The organism is Enterobacter bugandensis, from assembly GCF_900324475.1.
Taxonomy (GTDB): Bacteria; Pseudomonadota; Gammaproteobacteria; order Enterobacterales; family Enterobacteriaceae; genus Enterobacter; species Enterobacter bugandensis.
Window position 1 is genome coordinate 3,695,665 of sequence record NZ_LT992502.1, and the last position, 17,126, is coordinate 3,712,790.

Here is a 17,126-nt window from a genome sequence, read left to right on the forward strand (position 1 = left end):
ACGATTAACAAAGCATTACTTTATCGTAAAAGGGGGTTTTTGTCGCTGACAGAGAGTGTGATTGCTGACGGAACGTCGAAGGAATAGACAAAAGAAGAGAAGATGGTGCATCCGGGAGGATTCGAACCTCCGACCGCTCGGTTCGTAGCCGAGTACTCTATCCAGCTGAGCTACGGATGCATCGGGGAAATGCTTTTAGAAACAGTAAATGGTGCATCCGGGAGGATTCGAACCTCCGACCGCTCGGTTCGTAGCCGAGTACTCTATCCAGCTGAGCTACGGATGCATCAGGGAACTGCTTTCAGAAATAGTAAATGGTGCATCCGGGAGGATTCGAACCTCCGACCGCTCGGTTCGTAGCCGAGTACTCTATCCAGCTGAGCTACGGATGCATCGGGATTTACTACTGTACTGCTCGATATTCATATCACTTCGAAAGCAATATGAAGTAATAGATGGTGCATCCGGGAGGATTCGAACCTCCGACCGCTCGGTTCGTAGCCGAGTACTCTATCCAGCTGAGCTACGGATGCAAAATGGCGGTGAGGCGGGGATTCGAACCCCGGATGCAGCTTTTGACCGCATACTCCCTTAGCAGGGGAGCGCCTTCAGCCTCTCGGCCACCTCACCACACAACGCCTCTTTCGAGTGCTTCGAGTGACTCGTTAAGAGCTTCTCGTCGCTGCGTGGCGCATATATTACTTTCTGGGACTTATAAGTCAAACAATTTTCCAAAAGCTTTTATCGTTTGCACAAATCACACGCAATTCGCATGTAAAAGCCGCAAAGAGGGTGTTTTATAAGCGGATTTTGCAGGCAACGCCACAGAAAACATCTGCCGAAATGGCGGTATTGAGACGAGTTAAGGGTAACGGAGTGGTTAAAAAGAGAGCGATTGAAATTAAACGGTAACTTTGAGCAGGAAAAATAGCGGGAGGGTTGCGTCTCGCCCGACAGCGAGACGCGACAATATCAGTAACTGGACTGCTGGGATTTTTCAGCCTGGATACGCTGGTAGATCTCTTCACGGTGGACAGATACTTCTTTAGGAGCGTTAACACCAATACGTACCTGGTTACCCTTTACCCCTAAAACTGTCACGGTGACCTCATCCCCAATCATGAGGGTCTCACCAACTCGACGAGTCAGAATCAGCATTCTTTGCTCCTTGAAAGATTAAAAGAGTCGGGTCTCTTGTATCCCGGCATTATCCATCATATAACGCCAAAAAGTAAGCGATGACAAACACGTAAAGTGTAAGCAGTCACGGCATCACATTCTGTTAAACGTAAGTTTAGCCGATATACACAAACTCAACCTGACTTTATCGTTATCGATAGCACAGTGAACAAGACGCCATAACGTTGCCGCTATGGCGTCTGCTTGTGCTTTGTAGTTATTACAGTTTCGCGCTTACCCAGCTTTCAACGCTGGCTAATGCCGCAGGAAGTGCCGCCGCATCCGTACCACCGGCTTGCGCCATGTCCGGACGACCGCCACCCTTGCCGCCCACCTGCTGAGCGACCATACCAATCAGTTCCCCTGCTTTAACGCGGTCGGTCACATCCTTAGAGACGCCCGCAATCAGAGAAACCTTACCTTCTGCCACCGTCGCCAGCACGATAACGGTAGAACCAAGCTGGTTCTTGAGATCGTCGACCATAGTACGCAGCATCTTAGGCTCAACGCCCGCCAGATCGCTGACCAGCAGTTTGACGCCCTTAATGTCTACAGCCTTGCTGGAGAGGTTTGCACTCTCCTGCGCCGCAGCCTGCTCTTTCAGCTGCTGCAGCTCTTTTTCCAGCTGACGCGTGCGATCCAGCGCAACGCGCACTTTCTCGCCCAGATTCTGGCTATCGCCTTTCAGCAGCTGCGCGATGTCGTGCAGCTGATCGCTCTGCGCATGCAGGCTGGCGATTGCGCCTTCACCGGTCACCGCTTCAATACGACGCACACCTGCAGCCGTACCGGATTCGGAAACAATGCGGAACAGGCCGATGTCACCGGTGCGCGAGGCGTGAGTACCGCCGCACAGTTCGGTAGAGAAGTCGCCCATGCTCAGCACGCGAACGCGCTCGTCATATTTCTCGCCAAATAGCGCCATCGCACCTTTTTTCTTCGCGTCCTCAAGATCCATAATGTGGGTCTCAATTGGCAGGTTACGACGGATCTGCGCGTTCACCAGGTCTTCCACCGCGCGAATTTCAGACGGCTTCATCGCTTCAAAATGCGAGAAGTCGAAGCGCAGCACTTTATCGTTTACCAGAGAACCTTTCTGTGCAACGTGGGTACCCAGCACGTCGCGCAGGGCTGCGTGCATCAGGTGGGTTGCAGAGTGGTTCAGACGAATGCGCGCACGGCGTGCTTCATCAACGTTAGCCTGTACGCCCTCGCCCACTTTCAGAGAACCGGATACCAGTTTGCCCTGGTGACCGATCGCCTGACCGTATTTCTGGGTGTCGCTGACGCTGAAGCTAAAACCGTTGCCTTTCAGTTCGCCTTTATCGCCAACCTGACCACCGGATTCCGCATAGAACGGCGTTTTGTCCAGAATGACAACGGCTTCCTGACCCGCGCTGATGCTGTCTACGGCTTTACCGTCAACAAACAGGGCGGTCACTTTGCCGGTCAGTTCCAGCGCTTCATAACCTTTGAATTCAGACGCGCTATCAACGCGGATCATCGCGTTGTAGTCTGCACCGAAACCGCTGGACTCACGCGCACGACGACGCTGCTCTTCCATCGCGGCTTCAAAGCCTGCTTCATCAACTTTGATGTTGCGCTCGCGGCAAACGTCCGCCGTCAGGTCAACCGGGAAGCCGTAGGTGTCGTACAGGCGGAAAGCGGTTTCGCCATCCAGCGTGTCGCCCTTAAGCTTCACCAGTTCTTCGTCCAGCAGCGCCAGACCGCGCTCCAGCGTACGAGCGAACTGCTCTTCTTCGGTTTTCAGAACCTGCTCAACCTGCGCCTGCTGGCGTTTCAGCTCGTCGCCGGCTGACCCCATCACGCCAATCAGTGGCCCAACGAGTTTATAGAAGAAGGTGTCCTTCGCGCCCAGCATGTTGCCGTGACGGATCGCACGGCGAATGATGCGACGCAGCACGTAGCCACGGTTTTCATTCGACGGAATAACGCCGTCGGCAATCAGGAACGCACAGGAACGAATATGGTCTGCGATAACGCGCAGCGATTTGTTGTTCAGATCGGTCGCGCCGGTAACGTTCGCAACGGCTTTGATCAGAGTGCTGAACAGGTCAATCTCGTAGTTGGAGTTAACGTGCTGCAGAACCGCGGCGATACGCTCCAGGCCCATACCGGTATCAACGGATGGCTTCGGCAGCGGCTCCATAGTGCCGTCAGCCTGGCGGTTGAACTGCATGAAGACGATGTTCCAGATCTCAATATAGCGATCGCCGTCTTCTTCCGGGCTGCCTGGAGGGCCGCCCCAGATATGGTCGCCGTGATCGTAGAAGATCTCGGTGCACGGACCGCAAGGACCGGTGTCGCCCATCTGCCAGAAGTTATCAGACGCATATGGCGCGCCTTTGTTATCACCGATGCGAATAATACGCTCGCGCGGGATACCCACTTCTTTTTCCCAGATTTCGAACGCTTCGTCATCGGTTTCGTAGACGGTCACCCACAGACGCTCTTTCGGCAGGTTGAACCAGTTCTCACCGGTCAGCAGCTCCCATGCGTATTGAATGGCATCATGTTTGAAGTAGTCGCCGAAGCTGAAGTTACCCAGCATTTCGAAGAAGGTGTGATGGCGCGCGGTGTAACCGACGTTTTCCAGGTCGTTGTGTTTACCGCCCGCACGCACGCAACGCTGTGAGGTTGTGGCGCGGGAATAATTACGCTTGTCGAGACCAAGGAACACATCCTTGAACTGGTTCATCCCGGCGTTGGTAAACAGCAGAGTCGGATCGTTGTTCGGTACCAGGGAGCTGCTGGCAACAACCTGGTGTCCCTTACTATGGAAAAAATCGAGAAACGCCTGACGGATCTCAGCGGTGCTCTTGCTCATAATTATCCTGAAATCAAGCTAACGAAATGTCGTAGCCAGCCTGTATCGGTAAACCGTTGGACGGACCAGCTACTGGAAAAAGTGGGAATAAGATAAGTTTTCTTTAGTGGGAAGTAAAATCCCGCATGCGTTCAATCGGCAAAATTACGCCAGATATCCTGAATATCTTCCATCAGAAAGCCGCGGTAGAGCAAAAAGCGCTGGATTTTGACTTTTTCTGAAAATTCACGCGGCAACGGTTCGCCGTACTTACGAATCGCCTGCTCTTTTGCCAGTTCGCACCAGTCGATGTCGCTTTCGCGCATCGCTTTTTCGATGGACTCCCTGGCTACCCCTTTCTGGTTCAGCTCCTGGCGGATGCGCGCGGGCCCATACCCTTTGCGACCACGGCTGGCGAGAAAACGCGAGGCAAACCGGTCATCGTCCAGGTAATGATGCTCATAGCACCAGGCCACCACGCGGTCGTAGTCTTCCGCAGTGGCATCAATCTCCTCCGGCCCGTTTTTGCTCATGACGGGCGCTGACAGCTTCCGCCGCAGCTCCTGTTCACTGTGGTCTCGCACGGCGAGAATGCGTACCGCACGATCCAGCAAGCGCGCGTAGGCGGGTCGGCGTGATGTCGGTTCACTCATAAAAAACCTGCAGAATCAGAAATGCAAAAAGGGCCGCGTCAGCAGCCCTTCATATTTACACGAGAGACTTAAAAGTCTTCGTTGGTTTCTTCAGCATCCGCGGCATCCACCACGAAATCAGGTTTGGAGTCCTGGTTGTTCAGCAGAAGCTCACGCACCTTCTTCTCAATCTCTTTCGCCGCAGCCGGGTTCTCTTTCAGCCAGGAGATAGCATTCGCTTTACCCTGACCAATCTTGTCACCGTTGTAGCTGTACCAGGCGCCCGCTTTTTCAATCAGCTTCTCTTTCACGCCCAGGTCAACCAGCTCGCCGAGGAAGTTGATACCTTCGCCGTAGAGGATCTGGAATTCAGCCTGTTTGAACGGTGCTGCGATTTTGTTCTTCACAACCTTCACGCGGGTTTCGCTACCCACCACGTTCTCGCCCTCTTTCACCGCGCCGATACGGCGGATATCCAGACGGACAGAGGCGTAGAATTTCAGGGCGTTACCACCGGTGGTGGTTTCCGGGTTACCGAACATCACACCAATTTTCATACGGATCTGGTTGATGAAGATCAGCAGCGTATTGGACTGCTTCAGGTTACCGGCCAGCTTACGCATCGCCTGGCTCATCATACGTGCCGCGAGGCCCATGTGAGAGTCACCGATTTCACCTTCGATTTCCGCTTTTGGCGTCAGCGCCGCAACGGAGTCGACGATGATCACGTCAACCGCACCGGAGCGTGCCAGCGCGTCACAAATTTCCAGCGCCTGCTCGCCGGTGTCCGGCTGGGAACACAGCAGGTTGTCGATATCAACGCCCAGCTTACGGGCATAGACCGGGTCCAGCGCGTGCTCGGCATCGATAAACGCACAGGTTTTACCTTCGCGCTGCGCCGCTGCAACAACCTGCAGGGTCAGCGTCGTTTTACCTGAGGATTCCGGACCGTAGATTTCTACGATACGCCCCATCGGCAAACCGCCCGCGCCCAGTGCGATATCCAGAGAAAGCGAACCGGTGGAGATAGTTTCCACATCCATGGAACGGTCTTCACCCAGGCGCATGATGGAGCCTTTACCGAATTGCTTTTCGATCTGGCCCAGTGCTGCCGCCAACGCTTTCTGTTTGTTTTCGTCGATAGCCATTATTACTCCTGTCATGCCGGGAGAAGCAACTGCGCTTCACCATGGACTTCTGTTCTGTTGGTGCAATTATACTGTATAGTCATACAGTATCAAGTATTTTGTAGAAATTGTTGCCAGAGCGTTTTTAACGCATAAACGGTAGCCTGACGACGCACGCTTTCGCGATCGCCGCTAAAGCACTCCCGACGGGTGATCCCTTCCCCTTTGGACGTGGCAAACCCGAACCAGACGGTGCCGACAGGCTTCACATCGCTGCCGCCGTCCGGCCCCGCGATGCCGCTGATGGAAATGGCGTAATCTGCCCGCGCCTCTTTCAGCGCGCCAATGGCCATTTCAATGACAACCGGTTCGCTGACCGCGCCATGCTGTTCCAGCGTGGCTTCGCGCACGCCAATCATCTGCGCCTTAGCTTCGTTACTGTAGGTCACAAAGCCACGTTCAAACCAGGCGGAACTGCCGGCGATATCGGTAATCGCTTTCGCCACCCAGCCGCCGGTGCAGGATTCCGCGGTGGTAATAGTCGCGCCACGCTGCTTCAGGGCAAGGCCAACGATCTCGCTAAGCTGCATCAATTCATGGTCAGTCATTCTTGCTCCAGGCTTGAGAAAAACGTGCAGCACAAGATAGCACTTTCTCGTCAGATATGGGGATGCGCTTCAGGTTTTACGAGGGGGCTTCAGAAAAAAGCCGGTGCGGGCGCACCGGCTGTAAAAATATTATTTCATGCTGTTCGCAAGCGTATCGACATTATGGCGAAACGCCTTAACGTAGGTGTCTGCTGCCCCACCTTTTGCCGACAGGGCTTCCGGGTAAAGTTCGCCGCCCGGCTGTGCGCCCGTCGCCGACGCAATCTGCTTCACCAGACGCGGGTCGAGCTGGTTTTCCATAAACCACGTTTTCACGCCGTCGGCTTTAATCTGCTTGATAATCTCCGCCACCTGCGACGCGCTGGCCTCGCTCTCTGAAGAGAGTCCTTGAGGTGCCATGAAGGTTACGCCGTAAGCGCGGCCAAAATAACCAAACGCGTCATGGCTGGTCAGCACTTTGCGCTTTTCCTGCGGGATCTGGCTAAAGCGCGTTTTGGCCCAGCTGTCCAGTTGGGTCAGTTGCGCAATGTATGGTTTTCCTGAAGCCTCCAGCGCCGCTTTGTCTTCCGGATCGGCTTTCACCAGCCCGTTCAGAATATTTTGCGCATACAGCGCACCGTTCGCCGCGCTGTTCCAGGCGTGCGGATCGGTCACGGTCTTTCCATCTTCCTTAAGCGTGTGGGTTTTCACCCCGTTTGAGGCAACGACCAGCTGGCCTTTGAACCCGGAGGCTTTCACCAGGCGGTCGAGCCAGCCTTCCAGCCCCAAACCGTTGACCACGACCACGTCAGCCTTGCTCAGCGCCGCGCTGTCCTTAGGCGACGGTTCGAAGGTATGCGGATCGCCGTCCGGCCCCACCAACGTCGTCACGTTTACACGATCGCCCCCCACCTCCTGCGCGATATCCCCCAGTATCGAAAAGCTGGTGACTACATTCAGCGTTTTCGCCATCACGCTATGCGACATCATCCCCAGCGCTAGCGCCATGATTAATCCTGTACTTTTCATCGTTTCCCCTTGCGTTAATAAAGCGCCCGCAGGCTGCCAGCCAGCCTGCTGCGCGTGCCAAATAAAACGGAAATAAAGAACAGCGCGCTGGCGGTCAGCACAATAGATGGCCCCGCGGGTAAACTTGCCGCCCAGGAGAGGCTTAGCCCCAGCCACGCGCAGAAAATACCGCTGATACCAGCCATCAGGAGTAATCCGGGTAAGGTGCGGACCCAACAGCGCGCCGCCACCGCCGGGAGCATCATCAGCCCGACGGCCATCAGCGTGCCGAGCACCTGAAAACCGGCCACCAGGTTCAGGACCAGCAGCGCCAGAAACAGACCGTGCAATAAGCCTGGTAGCCAGCGGGCATTCACCTCCAGCCAGGCGGTGTCAAACGCCTCCGTCACCAGCCCGCGGTAAAAAAGAGCCAGCATGATAAGGGTGAAGATGCACACGCCGGTCACAAACAGCGCGGCGTCGTTGTCCACCGCGAGGATTGAGCCAAACAGCAGATGCAGCAAATCGACATTCGAGCCGCGCAGAGATACCAGCGTGACGCCCAGCGCCAGTGACCCCAGGTAAAAACCGGCAAAGCTGGCATCCTCTTTCAGCGGCGTGCGGCGGCTGACCAGCCCGGCCACCAGCGCAACGGCAATCCCGGCGATAAACCCGCCGACGGTCATAGCCAACAGCGACATCCCGCTGAGCAAATACCCCACGGCGACGCCGGGCAAAATGGCGTGAGAAAGCGCATCGCCCATCAGACTCATCCGGCGCAGCTGAAGAAACACGCCGAGCGCGGTGGTGCTGACGGAGAGCGCCAGGCAAACCACCAGCGCGCGGCGCATAAAGCCGAATTCGATAAACGGCTGGAAGAATGTGTGCCAGATCATGCCACCCTCACCCGTTCGGTTTTCCACTGGGGGGCGTCAGCATCCAGCCGCAGCGTCTGCGGGAAGTGGCGCGCTACGCGCTCGCTGTCGTGCAATACCGCGAGCAGCGTTTGCCCCTGCATATACATCTCCAGCATCAGATCCATCAGCACGTTGCAGGTCGCTTCATCAACGCCGGTGAAGGGCTCGTCGAGCATCACCAGCGGCGCCTGCTGTACTAACACGCGGGCAAAAAGCATGCGCTGAAACTGGCCGCCGGAGAGTTCATCAATGGTGGAGAGCGCCATCGACTCCAGCCCCACGCGCTCAAGTGCACCACTAATGCGCAGACGCGCTTCGCGACGAAAACCGGCGAAAAGCGAAATTCCGGGCCAGCAGCCCATGCTCACCACGTCCTGCACGGTCAGCGGAAACTGCGCTTCCAGCGCGTGACGCTGCGCCAGCCATCCGATTACTGGTCGTCTACCCTGCCAGTGAAATCTGCCGCTGACGGGCGGAATAAATCCGGCGAGGGTTTTCAGCAGCGTGGATTTGCCGCAGCCGTTGGCGCCGATAATCGCGGTCATGCTGCCGCGTTCAATCACGCCCGAAAGCGGACGCGTGACGGGCTGGCGGTCGTAGCCCGCAACCAGTGCGTTCATCACGATCATGGCAGCGCCACCGCCCAGCGCACGGCCAGCCCGAGAAACAGAATGAGCACCATCGCCAGCAGCAGCCGAACCGGGGATGAGAGAGAAAACAGGGACATGGATATTTCAACTCAAAAATAATGTTATAACATAACAATAATGAAAGGCGATGAAGATGTAAACGGCGGGAATGAAATGGGAGTGTGGCGAAATGTTTCTGCGGGAAAGAGGTGCGCGCGGGCGCCCTCTCCCACAGGGAGAGGGCGGAATAAGGCGAGTTACTGACTAAACGGCGACGCCGCCGGGACGCGAGCCTGCGATACCGCCAGCCCCAGTTGCCACACAGCCATCGCATAGTGGGTGCTATGGTTGTAGCGGGTGATGGTGTAGAAGTTCGGCATGCCGTACCAGTACTGGTAGCCGGTTCCCACGTCCAGACGCAGCAGGCTCACCTGGTCAACATTGCCCAGCGGCTGGGTTGGCGTTAAGCCTGCCGCCGTCAGCTGCGCAACGCTGTATTTGGTTTTAAAGCCGTTTTCCAGACCAAACGCTTCGCCGTTCGCCTGCACGGCAACCTGGCCGCCCGGCGTCCAGCCGTGCGCTTTAAAGTAGTTCGCCACGCTGCCGATGGCATCCACCGGATCCCACAGGTTAATGTGACCATCCCCGTTAAAGTCGACGGCATACTGTTTATAGGACGACGGCATAAACTGGCCGTAACCCATCGCGCCGGCAAATGACCCTTTCAGATCGAGCGGATCGTCCTGCTCGTTGCGCGCCATCAGCAGGAAGGTTTCCAGCTCGGAAGAGAAATACTCCGCGCGGCGCGGGTAGTTAAAGGAGAGTGTCGCCAGTGCGTCGAGGATGCGGGTTTTGCCCATCACACGCCCCCAGCGGGTCTCTACGCCGATAATCCCGACGATGATTTCCGGCGGCACGCCGTAAACCTGCCACGCGCGGTTGAGCGCATCTTCATACTGGTTCCAGAACGCCACGCCGTTTTGCACGTTGTCCGGGGTAATAAACTGTTTGCGGTATCGCAGCCATGCGCCGTTCGGCCCGCTCGGCACCTGGGCGGATGGTGCCTGCCTGTCCATCAGGCGCAGAACGTAGTCCAGACGCTTCGCCTGAGACAAAATTTCATGCAGCTGCTGGCGGTCGAAACCGTGTTTGCTCACCATTTTATCGATGAACTGCTCGGCCGCCGGGTTATTCGCGAAGTCGCCTCCCATCTGCATCATATTGTGCTGCGGCTCCAGCAGGAATCCCCCGGAAGGCGCGCCCGCCGTTTGCTGAACGGCTTCGGTCTTAGGTTTGCTGCTACAGGCAGACAGCAGGATAAGCGCAGGCAACAGCGCTGCATAACGACGCTTGAACATGAGACATCCATTTAACGGGTTCGATAAGAACCCAGTATGGTAAAGCATCCGCAACACCTCAAGGAAGCGGTACGCGCCTCCACAACGCAAATCCGCGCTTTTTTCCACCGAAAATCATTCACCCCACCAATTAACTTTCAAAATAATACATTTTTCTTTCATTGTGAGACCTAACTAACACTTTAAAACCTTTCAAAGTGATTATTATTAGCCGCAGTTATACAAAAACAAAAAAGCCCCACAGGAGAGAAGAATGATAGAGACCATCACCCACGGCGCCGAGTGGTTCATCGGGCTGTTTCAGAAAGGCGGAGAAGTGTTCACCGGCATGGTGACCGGGATCCTGCCCCTGCTGATCAGCCTGCTGGTGATCATGAACGCGCTGATCAACTTTATCGGCCAGCAGCGCATCGAACGCTTTGCCCAGCGCTGCGCCGGTAACCCGCTGTCCCGCTACCTGATATTGCCATTCATCGGCACCTTTGTTTTCTGTAACCCGATGACCTTAAGCCTTGGCCGCTTTATGCCGGAAAAGTACAAGCCGAGCTACTACGCCGCCGCCTCCTACAGCTGCCACTCGATGAACGGCCTGTTCCCGCACATCAACCCCGGTGAGCTGTTTGTCTATCTCGGGATCGCCAGCGGCCTGACCACGCTTGGCCTGCCGCTCGGCCCACTGGCGGTGAGCTACCTGCTGGTTGGCCTGGTGACCAACTTCTTCCGCGGCTGGGTGACCGACCTCACCACCGCTATTTTCGAGAAAAAAATGGGCATCCAGCTTGAACAGAAGGTCCATCTTTCAGGAGCGACAGCATGAACCGGATCCGCATTGAGAAAGGCACGGGCGGCTGGGGCGGCCCGCTGGAGTTCGACGCCACCGAAGGCAAAAAGATCGTCTACATCACCGCGGGCACGCGCCCGGCGATTGTCGACAAGCTGCGCGAGCTGACCGGCTGGGAAGCGGTTGACGGCTTTAAAGAAGGCGAGCCGCCGGAAGCGGACATAGGCGTGGCGGTGATTGACTGCGGCGGCACGCTGCGCTGCGGCATCTATCCGAAGCGCCGCATTCCGACGGTGAATATTCACTCCACTGGGAAATCCGGCCCGCTGGCGCAGTACATCCTTGAGGACATTTATGTCTCGGGCGTGAAGGAGGACAACATCACTCTGGTGAATGGCACTGCCGCGCCGCAAAAAGCAGCCCCGCGCGAGTACGACACCAGCAAGAAAATCACCGAGCAGAGCGACGGCCTGCTGGCAAAGGTCGGGATGGGGATGGGCTCCGCCGTGGCGGTGCTGTTCCAGTCCGGACGCGACACTATCGATACGGTGCTGAAAACAATTCTGCCGTTTATGGCGTTCGTCTCGGCGCTGATCGGCATCATCATGGCGTCCGGTCTGGGCGACTGGATTGCCCACGGCCTCGCCCCGCTCGCCAGCCACCCGCTCGGGCTGGTGACGCTGGCGCTGATCTGCTCCTTCCCGCTGCTGTCGCCGTTCCTCGGCCCGGGCGCGGTGATTGCCCAGGTCATCGGCGTGCTGATAGGGGTGCAGATTGGTCTGGGCAACATTCCCCCGCACCTCGCCCTGCCCGCCCTGTTTGCCATTAACGCCCAGGCGGCGTGCGACTTCATCCCCGTGGGGCTGTCGCTGGCCGAAGCGCGCCAGGACACCGTGCGCGTGGGCGTGCCGTCCGTGCTGGTGAGCCGCTTCCTGACGGGCGCGCCGACGGTGCTGATTGCCTGGTTTGTCTCCGGCTTTATCTATCAATAAGAGGTTCCTGCAATGAACGTCATTTACCAGACCACCATTACCCGCATCGGCCAGAGCGCAGCGGACGCGCTGAGCGACCAGATGCTGATCACCTTCCGCGAAGGCGCTCCGGCGGATATCGAAGAGTTTTGCTTTATCCACTGCCACGGCGAACTGAACGGCGAGCTGAAGGCCGGGAGCCAGCTGGAGCTGGGCGAGGCGCGCTATGCCGTGACCGCCGTCGGCGACGTGGCCGAGCAAAACCTGCGCGAGCTCGGCCACATCACCCTGCGCTTCGACGGCCAGCCGCAGGCGGAATACCCCGGTACGGTTCACGTGGATGGCCCGGTTCCGCAGGCTGTCACCCCAGGCTGCACGTTAAAATTTGTTGCGTAATTAAGGAGAGTCACATGAGTCAGGTTGCCGTTGTCATTGGTGGGGGACAAACCTTAGGCGAGTTCCTCTGCCGTGGGCTTGCCGCTGAGGGTTACCGCGTGGCGGTAGTGGACATTCAGAGTGAAAAAGCCGCCCGCGTGGCCGACACCATTAACACCGAGTTTGGCGAAGGGATGGCGTACGGGTTTGGTGCCGACGCCACCAGCGAGCAGAGCGTGATGGCGCTGGCCCGCGGCGTGGACGAGATTTTTGGGCGCACCGACCTGCTGGTCTACAGCGCGGGGATTGCGAAAGCGGCGTTTATCAGCGATTTCGAACTGGGGGATTTTGACCGTTCGCTGCAGGTGAATCTGGTGGGCTATTTCCTTTGCGCCCGCGAGTTTTCCCGCCTGATGATCCGCGACGGCATTCAGGGGCGCATCATTCAGATCAACTCAAAATCCGGGAAAGTGGGCAGCAAGCACAACTCCGGGTACAGCGCGGCGAAGTTTGGCGGCGTGGGGCTGACGCAGTCCCTGGCGTTGGATCTGGCCGAATACGGGATTACCGTGCACTCGCTGATGCTGGGCAACCTGCTGAAATCGCCGATGTTCCAGTCCCTGCTGCCGCAGTACGCCACCAAGCTCGGCATCAAGGCTGAGGAAGTGGAGCAGTACTACATCGATAAAGTGCCGCTGAAGCGCGGGTGTGACTATCAGGACGTGCTGAACATGCTGCTGTTTTACGCCAGTCCGAAAGCGTCGTACTGCACCGGGCAGTCGATTAACGTGACCGGTGGGCAGGTGATGTTCTGATCGAGCGGCCTGATGCCCTCACCCTAACCCTCTCCCACCGGGAGAGGGAACAAAACAAGGAGTCGATATGGTAACCGCACTCATCACCGTCGCCGCCCTCGCCTGGCTGTGCCAGATGGCGTTTGGCGGCTGGCAGATCCACCAGTTTAACCGCGCGTTTGATGCGCTGTGTCAGAAGGGCCGCGTCGGCGTCGGGCGTTCCGGCGGACGCTTTAAACCGCGCGTGGTCGTCGCCGTAGCGCTGGACGAGCACGACCGGGTGTGCGATTCCCTCCTCATGCGTGGCGTGACGGTATTTGCCCGTCCGGCCAAAATCCAGGCAATCAACGGCCTCTTGTTACAGGAATTGCAGCCTGATGTGATCTTTCCCCATGATCCACTCTGTCGGAATGCACTATCATTAGCGCTCAATCTGAAACATGGATAATTTCGTTGTGAAAGTTATAGACTTGCGAAATTATCATTTCGCAACCTAAGGAACGAAGCGCCTATGAAACCACGTCAGCGGCAGGCGGCCATTCTCGAGCATCTACAAAAGCAGGGAAAATGCTCGGTAGAGGATCTGGCCCACTACTTTGACACCACCGGCACGACAATACGCAAGGACCTGGTATTGCTCGAAAACTCTGGCGCCGTTATTCGCACCTACGGCGGCGTGGTGCTCAACAAGGACGAAGCGGACCCGCCAATCGATCACAAAACGCTGATCAATACCCACCAGAAAGCGCTGATTGCCGAAGCCGCCGTCAAATTTATCCAGGACGGCGATTCCATCATCCTCGACGCAGGCAGTACCGTCCTGCAGATGATCCCCCTGCTCAGCCGCTTTAACAACATCACGGTGATGACCAACAGCCTGCACATCGTCAACGCGCTGTCCGAGTTCGACAGCGAGCAGACCATCCTGATGCCCGGCGGCACCTTCCGCAAAAAATCGGCGTCCTTTCACGGCCAGCTGGCGGAGAACGCTTTCGACCACTTCAGCTTCGATAAACTGTTTATGGGCACCGACGGCATCGACCTGAACGCAGGCGTCACGACGTTTAACGAGGTGTTCAGCGTCAGCAAAGCCATGTGTAACGCCGCGCGGGAAGTGATTTTAATGGCCGACTCGTCGAAGTTTGGCCGCAAAAGCCCCAATATTGTCTGTAGCCTCGAAAGCGTTGATAAGCTGATTACCGACGCGGGTATCGATCCGGCGTTCAAAAAAGCGCTGGAAGAGAAAGGGATCGACGTGATCGTAACCGGAGAAAGAGATGAGTGATTTTCTGTTAGAAACGGGCCGCCAGACGCTGATGCTGGAGCTGCAGGAAGCCAGCCGCCTGCCGGAACGTCTGGGCGAGGATTTTGTCCGCGCCGCCAACACCATTATCCACTGCGAAGGCAAAGTGATTGTGGCGGGCATCGGTAAATCTGGCCATATCGGCAAGAAGATTGCCGCGACGCTCGCCAGCACCGGTACCCCGGCGTTCTTCGTGCATCCGGCAGAGGCGCTGCATGGCGATCTCGGGATGATCGAAAGCCGCGACGTGATGCTGTTTATCTCCTACTCCGGTTCGGCCAAAGAGCTGGATCTGATTATTCCGCGCCTGCAGGAAAAATCTGTCGCCCTGCTGGCGATGACCGGGAAACCCCGCTCGCCGCTGGCGCTGGCCGCCAAAGCGACGCTGGATATTTCCGTTGAGCGTGAAGCCTGCCCGATGCACCTCGCCCCGACCTCCAGCACCGTTAACACCCTGATGATGGGCGACGCACTGGCGATGGCGGTAATGCAGGCGCGCGGATTCAATGAGGAAGATTTTGCCCGTTCGCATCCGGCAGGTGCGCTCGGCGCGCGACTGCTCAACAAGGTTCACCATCTGATGCGCACCGACGATGCCATTCCTCAGGTCAAACTCGATACCAGCGTGATGGACGCGATGCTGGAGCTGAGCCGCACCGGTCTGGGGCTGGTGGCGGTATGCGATGACGGCGGAAACGTGAAGGGCGTGTTCACCGACGGCGACCTGCGCCGCTGGATGGTGGGCGGCGGCAGGCTGGAAACAAACGTGTCTGACGCCATGACCAAAGGCGGGCTGACGCTCAATGCCGACAGCCGCGCCATTGAAGCCAAAGAGGTGCTGATGAAGCGCAAAATCACCGCCGCACCGGTGGTGGACGAGCACGGCAGGCTGTGCGGCGCTATCAACCTGCAGGACTTCTACCAGGCCGGGATTATTTAACCCTTCAGCCCAAGACGCTTCGCCAGCCGGTGCAGGTTGGCGACGTCCATCTCCAGCGCCCGCGCGCACGCCGCCCAGCTGCGGTTATTCTGCTCCAGCGCGCGGGTAATCATCTGACGCTGAAACTCTTCCGTCGCTTCGCGCAGGTTTTCGATTGCGCTCTCAGGCACAGCAGGCTTCACGGTCGGGGCATTTTCCTCATGCAGCGCAAAATGGCGCGCATGAATCACCACTTCATCCCCCGAGCGCGTCGCCCTCGCCAGCACCACCGCGCGGTGAATCGCATGCTCCAGCTCGCGCACGTTGCCCGGCCAGCCGTAGCTGAGCAGATGCGCTCTCGCCCCCGGGCTAAGCACCACGCGGGACAGCCCCATTTTGAGACGGCACTGTTCGCAGAAATAACCCGCCAGCAGCACCACGTCGTCTCCGCGCTCACGCAGCGGCGGCACGGACAGCGGGAACACGCTCAGCCGATGGAACAGGTCGGCTCGGAACTGCCCGGCCAGCACCGCTTCGCGCAGATCCCGGTTGGTCGCAGCAAGGACACGCACGTCCACCCGCAGGCTGCGGTCATCCCCCACGCGCTGGATGTCGCCGTACTGCAATACGCGCAGCAGCTTGGCCTGAAGTGAAAGGGAAAGCTCGCCAATCTCATCAAGAAACAGCGTGCCGTTATCGGCCATTTCAAACTTGCCGCTGCGGTTGCTGATGGCCCCGGTAAACGCCCCTTTGACGTGACCGAACAGCTCGCTCTCCGCCACGCTTTCCGGCAGCGCGGCGCAGTTGAGGTACACCAGCGGGTTGACCGCGCGCGGCGAAGCTTCATGGATGGACTTCGCCACCAGCTCCTTACCGGTACCGGTCTCTCCGAAGATCAGCACGTTCAGATCGGACGCGGCAACAATCTCAATCTCTTTTTTGAGCTGCGCCATGCCGGGCGAAAGGCCGATCATCTCCGTATGCGCCACCGGCTCAAACGCCGCCGGGCTGCCGGGAAGAATATTCTGGCTCTCCAGCTGCTCTATCAGCAGGGCATTGTTCAGCGCCCCGGCGGCCAGCGCCGCAATCAGGCGCAGTTCTTCGTCGCTGAAGGTGTCGAACTGATCCGGCGACATGCCGTCGAGGGTTAATGCGCCAATCAGATTCTGCCCGGCGAACAGCGGCAGGCCAATACAGGCGTGCACCTTCAGGCTCTCCTGCCCCGGAATCAGGCCGTCGTACGGATCGGGCAGATCGCTGTCTGCCGGGAAACGCACCACGTCGCCCGCGCGGGCGATGGTTTCCAGACGCGGGTGGCCCTCCAGCGTAAAGCGCCGCCCGAGTACGTCCTTCGCCAGGCCGTCGATAGCCAGCGGAATAAACTGCCGCCCTTCGTAACGCAGCAGCGCCGACGCATCGCAATCCAGCACGTGGCGCAGCGTGGAGATCAGGCGCTGAAAGCGGTCCTGATGGCCGATACCGGTTTGCAGTTCTATGGCGATCTTCGCCAGCACGTCTACGGAAAAACTCATGCCTGCCTCACTGTCATTTTGACAATGCATAATGTCATATTGACTCTTTTTAGGATAGTCATAATGACTACTCATTATGGGGCATTAAATCACAACTTATTGAATATTAATAATTTAAAAAGTTGGCACGCAACTTGATATAAGCAAACCATCTTATTTAAAAACGCTGTATTAAGTTGAGGTTGCT

At 57.4% G+C, this 17,126-nt stretch carries 17 protein-coding genes and 5 tRNA genes; 7 read left to right on the plus strand and 15 right to left on the minus strand.

Translation table 11 applies throughout. The features are described from left to right. Window positions 1-103: 103 nt before the first annotated feature. The 14 genes from DG357_RS17795 to mltB all read right to left on the minus strand — a co-directional run bounded on the left by DG357_RS17795 (window position 104) and on the right by mltB (window position 10,264). Window positions 104-180, minus strand: a tRNA-Arg gene (locus tag DG357_RS17795). Window positions 181-209: 29 nt separating this feature from the next. Continuing rightward, window positions 210-286: transfer RNA gene (locus DG357_RS17800), tRNA-Arg, on the minus strand. A gap of 29 nt (window positions 287-315) precedes the next feature. Then, window positions 316-392 (minus strand) — tRNA-Arg (locus tag DG357_RS17805). Between the two features lie 64 nt (window positions 393-456). After that, window positions 457-533, minus strand: a tRNA-Arg gene (locus tag DG357_RS17810). A 4-nt stretch (window positions 534-537) separates the two neighbouring features. Further along, window positions 538-630, minus strand: a tRNA-Ser gene (locus DG357_RS17815). 342 nt (window positions 631-972) lie between these two features. Next, window positions 973-1,158, minus strand: a complete 186-nt coding sequence (gene csrA / locus DG357_RS17820) for a carbon storage regulator CsrA (protein ID WP_000906486.1) — start codon at window positions 1,156-1,158, stop codon at window positions 973-975. A gap of 241 nt (window positions 1,159-1,399) precedes the next feature. Continuing rightward, complete coding sequence (alaS, locus tag DG357_RS17825; RefSeq protein ID WP_063943892.1) at window positions 1,400-4,027, minus strand: alanine--tRNA ligase; 2,628 nt, start codon at window positions 4,025-4,027, stop codon at window positions 1,400-1,402. A 131-nt stretch (window positions 4,028-4,158) separates the two neighbouring features. Continuing rightward, window positions 4,159-4,659 carry a recombination regulator RecX gene (gene recX, locus DG357_RS17830; RefSeq protein WP_061097291.1) on the minus strand — a complete coding sequence of 167 codons (501 nt, stop codon included), beginning with the start codon at window positions 4,657-4,659 and terminating at the stop codon, window positions 4,159-4,161. Between the two features lie 68 nt (window positions 4,660-4,727). Then, window positions 4,728-5,786, minus strand: coding sequence for a recombinase RecA (gene recA, locus DG357_RS17835; RefSeq protein ID WP_028014189.1), 1,059 nt, complete (start codon window positions 5,784-5,786; stop codon window positions 4,728-4,730). An 89-nt stretch (window positions 5,787-5,875) separates the two neighbouring features. Continuing rightward, window positions 5,876-6,373, minus strand: a complete 498-nt coding sequence (gene pncC / locus DG357_RS17840; RefSeq protein WP_028014190.1) for a nicotinamide-nucleotide amidase — start codon at window positions 6,371-6,373, stop codon at window positions 5,876-5,878. 129 nt (window positions 6,374-6,502) lie between these two features. Beyond that, complete coding sequence (locus DG357_RS17845; RefSeq protein WP_069732785.1) at window positions 6,503-7,381, minus strand: metal ABC transporter substrate-binding protein; 879 nt, start codon at window positions 7,379-7,381, stop codon at window positions 6,503-6,505. 14 nt (window positions 7,382-7,395) lie between these two features. Beyond that, window positions 7,396-8,256, minus strand: a complete 861-nt coding sequence (locus tag DG357_RS17850; RefSeq protein WP_108780345.1) for a metal ABC transporter permease — start codon at window positions 8,254-8,256, stop codon at window positions 7,396-7,398. Next, entirely contained in the window at window positions 8,253-8,906 is a 654-nt protein-coding gene (locus DG357_RS17855; protein WP_028014193.1) for a metal ABC transporter ATP-binding protein, read from the minus strand. Before DG357_RS17855 ends, DG357_RS17850 begins: the two co-directional genes overlap by 4 nt. A gap of 257 nt (window positions 8,907-9,163) precedes the next feature. Continuing rightward, window positions 9,164-10,264 carry a lytic murein transglycosylase B gene (mltB, locus tag DG357_RS17860; RefSeq protein ID WP_168733281.1) on the minus strand — a complete coding sequence of 367 codons (1,101 nt, stop codon included), beginning with the start codon at window positions 10,262-10,264 and terminating at the stop codon, window positions 9,164-9,166. A gap of 253 nt (window positions 10,265-10,517) precedes the next feature. On the opposite strand from mltB, the gene srlA reads away from it, so the two are divergent. The 7 genes from srlA (at window position 10,518) to gutQ (ending at window position 15,428) form a co-directional block, all read left to right on the plus strand. Further along, the gene (srlA, locus tag DG357_RS17865; protein WP_003862164.1) at window positions 10,518-11,081 is read left to right on the plus strand and encodes a PTS glucitol/sorbitol transporter subunit IIC; all 564 of its coding nucleotides are present in this window, start codon (window positions 10,518-10,520) and stop codon (window positions 11,079-11,081) included. Then, complete coding sequence (gene srlE, locus DG357_RS17870) at window positions 11,078-12,037, plus strand: PTS glucitol/sorbitol transporter subunit IIB (protein ID WP_045261264.1); 960 nt, start codon at window positions 11,078-11,080, stop codon at window positions 12,035-12,037. Before srlA ends, srlE begins: the two co-directional genes overlap by 4 nt. Window positions 12,038-12,049: 12 nt before the next feature. Further along, window positions 12,050-12,412, plus strand: a complete 363-nt coding sequence (gene srlB, locus DG357_RS17875) for a PTS glucitol/sorbitol transporter subunit IIA (RefSeq protein WP_045261263.1) — start codon at window positions 12,050-12,052, stop codon at window positions 12,410-12,412. Between the two features lie 14 nt (window positions 12,413-12,426). Then, on the plus strand, window positions 12,427-13,206 hold the full coding sequence (gene srlD, locus DG357_RS17880; RefSeq protein ID WP_023294411.1) for a sorbitol-6-phosphate dehydrogenase: 780 nt from the start codon (window positions 12,427-12,429) through the stop codon (window positions 13,204-13,206). Between the two features lie 67 nt (window positions 13,207-13,273). Further along, window positions 13,274-13,633, plus strand: a complete 360-nt coding sequence (gene gutM / locus DG357_RS17885; protein WP_063437567.1) for a transcriptional regulator GutM — start codon at window positions 13,274-13,276, stop codon at window positions 13,631-13,633. 63 nt (window positions 13,634-13,696) lie between these two features. Beyond that, window positions 13,697-14,470, plus strand: a complete 774-nt coding sequence (gene srlR, locus DG357_RS17890) for a glucitol operon DNA-binding transcriptional repressor SrlR (RefSeq protein ID WP_010434430.1) — start codon at window positions 13,697-13,699, stop codon at window positions 14,468-14,470. Next, a complete protein-coding gene (gene gutQ, locus DG357_RS17895; protein WP_088204187.1) occupies window positions 14,463-15,428 on the plus strand; it encodes an arabinose-5-phosphate isomerase GutQ in 966 nt (321 codons plus the stop codon). Before srlR ends, gutQ begins: the two co-directional genes overlap by 8 nt. Here the strand turns inward: gutQ and norR are convergent. After that, entirely contained in the window at window positions 15,425-16,939 is a 1,515-nt protein-coding gene (gene norR, locus DG357_RS17900) for a nitric oxide reductase transcriptional regulator NorR (protein ID WP_088204188.1), read from the minus strand. The genes gutQ and norR overlap by 4 nt on opposite strands. Window positions 16,940-17,126: the final 187 nt, after the last annotated feature.

What these genes read in the sequence shown, in the direction of transcription:
- DG357_RS17845 (WP_069732785.1), bottom strand. Translation starts at nt 7,381, where the DNA reads ATGAAAAGTACAGGATTAATCATGGCGCTAGCGCTGGGGATGATGTCG.
- gutM (WP_063437567.1), top strand. Translation starts at nt 13,274, where the DNA reads ATGGTAACCGCACTCATCACCGTCGCCGCCCTCGCCTGGCTGTGCCAG.
- csrA (WP_000906486.1), bottom strand. Translation starts at nt 1,158, where the DNA reads ATGCTGATTCTGACTCGTCGAGTTGGTGAGACCCTCATGATTGGGGAT.
- pncC (WP_028014190.1), bottom strand. Translation starts at nt 6,373, where the DNA reads ATGACTGACCATGAATTGATGCAGCTTAGCGAGATCGTTGGCCTTGCC.
- recX (WP_061097291.1), bottom strand. Translation starts at nt 4,659, where the DNA reads ATGAGTGAACCGACATCACGCCGACCCGCCTACGCGCGCTTGCTGGAT.
- srlB (WP_045261263.1), top strand. Translation starts at nt 12,050, where the DNA reads ATGAACGTCATTTACCAGACCACCATTACCCGCATCGGCCAGAGCGCA.
- srlE (WP_045261264.1), top strand. Translation starts at nt 11,078, where the DNA reads ATGAACCGGATCCGCATTGAGAAAGGCACGGGCGGCTGGGGCGGCCCG.
- gutQ (WP_088204187.1), top strand. Translation starts at nt 14,463, where the DNA reads ATGAGTGATTTTCTGTTAGAAACGGGCCGCCAGACGCTGATGCTGGAG.
- srlA (WP_003862164.1), top strand. Translation starts at nt 10,518, where the DNA reads ATGATAGAGACCATCACCCACGGCGCCGAGTGGTTCATCGGGCTGTTT.
- recA (WP_028014189.1), bottom strand. Translation starts at nt 5,786, where the DNA reads ATGGCTATCGACGAAAACAAACAGAAAGCGTTGGCGGCAGCACTGGGC.
- alaS (WP_063943892.1), bottom strand. Translation starts at nt 4,027, where the DNA reads ATGAGCAAGAGCACCGCTGAGATCCGTCAGGCGTTTCTCGATTTTTTC.
- norR (WP_088204188.1), bottom strand. Translation starts at nt 16,939, where the DNA reads ATGAGTTTTTCCGTAGACGTGCTGGCGAAGATCGCCATAGAACTGCAA.
- srlD (WP_023294411.1), top strand. Translation starts at nt 12,427, where the DNA reads ATGAGTCAGGTTGCCGTTGTCATTGGTGGGGGACAAACCTTAGGCGAG.
- mltB (WP_168733281.1), bottom strand. Translation starts at nt 10,264, where the DNA reads ATGTTCAAGCGTCGTTATGCAGCGCTGTTGCCTGCGCTTATCCTGCTG.
- DG357_RS17855 (WP_028014193.1), bottom strand. Translation starts at nt 8,906, where the DNA reads ATGATCGTGATGAACGCACTGGTTGCGGGCTACGACCGCCAGCCCGTC.
- DG357_RS17850 (WP_108780345.1), bottom strand. Translation starts at nt 8,256, where the DNA reads ATGATCTGGCACACATTCTTCCAGCCGTTTATCGAATTCGGCTTTATG.
- srlR (WP_010434430.1), top strand. Translation starts at nt 13,697, where the DNA reads ATGAAACCACGTCAGCGGCAGGCGGCCATTCTCGAGCATCTACAAAAG.